The organism is Microbacterium sp. Bi128 (genome assembly GCF_918698205.1).
In genome coordinates, this window is record NZ_CAKKMM010000772.1 from 1 (window position 1) to 2,394 (window position 2,394).

Sequence of the window (2,394 nt, forward strand, 5' to 3'; positions counted from 1 at the left end):
CACCTGGAGCGTGACGGTAGGGATCGGGATGCAGCATGTTGTGGCCATGTTCGGTGCCACCTTCCTGGTCCCGATCATCACGGGCATGCCGCCAGCCACCACCCTGTTCTTCTCCGGCATTGGCACGCTCCTGTTCCTGGTCATCACGCAGGGACGGGTGCCCAGCTACCTCGGTTCCAGCTTCGCGTTCATCGCGCCGATCATGGCTTCCCAGCAGCAGTTCGGCGTCCCCGGGGCACTCGGCGGCGTGGTCCTGGCGGGCGCGACCCTCGCCGTCGTCGGCGCCGTAGTGCAGAAGTTCGGCGCCGGCTGGATCAACCGGGTCATGCCGCCGATCGTGACCGGCGCGATCGTGGCGCTGATCGGCCTGAACCTGGCACCCGCGGCGAAGGCCAACTTCGACCAGGCCCCCGTCACCGCCTTCATCACCCTGGCCGTCATCATCGTGGTCAGCGTGCTGTTCCGCGGCATGCTGGGCCGGCTGAGCATCCTGGTGGGTGTCCTGGTGGGCTACCTTGTTGCGATGATCCGGGGCGAGGTGGACTTCTCCAAGGTGGACAGTGCTGGGTGGGTGGGCCTGCCGCATTTCCAGACCCCCGAATTCCACCTGGGCGTCGTGGGCCTCTTCGTGCCGGTCGTACTGGTGCTGGTGGCAGAGAACATCGGCCACGTGAAATCCGTGTCCGCCATGACGGGGCAGAACCTCGACGGCGTCTCCGGCCGCGCGCTGCTGGCCGACGGCGCCGCCACCGTACTTGCCGGTCTTGGCGGCGGGTCCGGGACGACCACCTACGCCGAGAACATCGGCGTCATGGCCGCCACCAAGGTGTATTCGACGGCGGCGTACTGGGTGGCCGGCGGCTTCGCGGTGATCCTGAGCTTCTCGCCGAAGTTTGGCGAGCTTATCGCCACCGTCCCCGCCGGCGTCCTGGGCGGCGCGGCCACGATGCTGTACGGCATGATCGGCGTGCTGGGCGTGAAAATCTGGGTCCAGAACAAGGTGAACTTCTCCAACTCGATCAACCTGACCACGGCCGCCGTCGCCCTTATTGTCGGGATTGCCGACTACACCTGGACCATCGGCGACTTGAAGTTCACCGGGATTGCGCTCGGCTCGGCCGCCGCCCTGGTGATCTACCACGGCATGAAGGCGATCGCGAAGGTGCGCGGCACGGTGGCCGAACCGGAAACCGAAGATCCCACGCCGGCCGCGGCTTCGACGGCCGCGGTCAAGGCAGCCGTCAAGCGCTCCCCCAAGAAGCGCCGCTAAAGAACGCCGCCCGGAAGCGCGCGGCGAGCGGGCAATCCCGCCCGACGAGAAAGGCCGGACTCCGCCCAGGGGCAGGAGTCCGGCCTTTTCGCTGTCACGGCCGGCAGCGCCGGTGGCGGCGGGGCGCGACGGGCCCGGGACTAGCCGGCGTCGAAGGCGTCCTTGTCATCGTCGCGGTCCTTCGGCGACTTGTTCTCCGGCAGGTCCGTCCCGGAGCCGTCCGGCAGCCCCGCCGCGTCCTGTCCGGACTCAGAGGAGAAGGGCCGCCCGGCGTCGGGCTCTTCCGTGTTGGCACCGTCCATCTCCGCTTCCGACGACGGCACTGCCGCCTCGGAATTCTCCGAGGCGTCCGGGTCGAAGCCGGGGGTTGCGCTGGCGTTTTCTGAACTCATTTGTTCCTCCGCTCCTCCGAAGCGTCCTGCTCCGGGTTCTCCTGCACTGTCTTGGTCTTCTGCACCGAACTGGCTCAGGTCCGGCGCGCCGGCCGGATACGTCTCGCCGTCGGGGCTGTCCTGGTTCAGCCCGGCGGCGTCGAAGGCCTCCTCCTCGCGGGGCTGGGCAAATTTCTTCCCATCGCCGCCCATCTCCTGCTCGGCGGTCGGCGTGCCGTAGCCGCCCGCTTCCTCGGTGACGGTCTTGGGATCCTGCTGGTTTTCAGTCCTGTCATTCCTCCTGGTGCTGGAAACTGATGCTGGAAATGGGACTAGCTGGCAGTGGACGGGTCCAGAGCGGGTTCAGAGACCCTTGCCTCCGGTGACCGGAAGCACGGCTCCGGAAATGTAGGAACCGTGGTCGGAGGCGAGAAGGACATAGGCGGCCGCGAGCTCCGCCGGCTGCCCCGCCCGCTGCAGGGGCGTGTCCTGGCCGAAGGACGGGAGCTTGTCGGGCCATTCGGTGGCCGGAATCAGCGGTGTCCAGATGGGACCCGGGGCCACGGCGTTGACCCTGATCCCCTTGGGTCCGAGCTCCTGGGCCAGGGCTTTGGTGAAAGCCACCTGGGCCGCCTTGGTCATGGCGTAGTCAATGAGTTCCGGGGACGGGTTGAAGGCCTGGATTGACGCCGTGGTGATGATCGACGCACCCGCTTCCAGATGCGGGACCGCGGCACGGGCCGTCCAGAGCAG

At 67.6% G+C, this 2,394-nt stretch carries 3 protein-coding genes; 1 reads left to right on the top strand and 2 read right to left on the bottom strand.

Going from position 1 to position 2,394, the window contains the following annotated elements; all coding sequences use genetic code 11:
• On the top strand, positions 1 to 1,270 hold a 1,270-nt coding region (locus LQV45_RS26035), incomplete at its 5' end, for a uracil-xanthine permease family protein (RefSeq protein ID WP_230009555.1).
• Positions 1,271 to 1,410: 140 nt separating this feature from the next.
• Here LQV45_RS26035 and LQV45_RS26040 read toward each other — a convergent pair.
• Both LQV45_RS26040 and LQV45_RS26045 read right to left on the bottom strand, forming a co-directional pair.
• Positions 1,411 to 1,854 (bottom strand): hypothetical protein, encoded by a 444-nt coding sequence (locus tag LQV45_RS26040; protein ID WP_230009557.1) that lies wholly within the window; start codon positions 1,852 to 1,854, stop codon positions 1,411 to 1,413.
• A 150-nt stretch (positions 1,855 to 2,004) separates the two neighbouring features.
• Positions 2,005 to 2,394, bottom strand: a 390-nt coding sequence (locus tag LQV45_RS26045) for an SDR family oxidoreductase (protein ID WP_230009559.1), incomplete at its 5' end; no start/stop codon positions are given.

What these genes read in the sequence shown, in the direction of transcription:
- LQV45_RS26040 (WP_230009557.1), bottom strand. Translation starts at nt 1,854, where the DNA reads ATGGGCGGCGATGGGAAGAAATTTGCCCAGCCCCGCGAGGAGGAGGCC.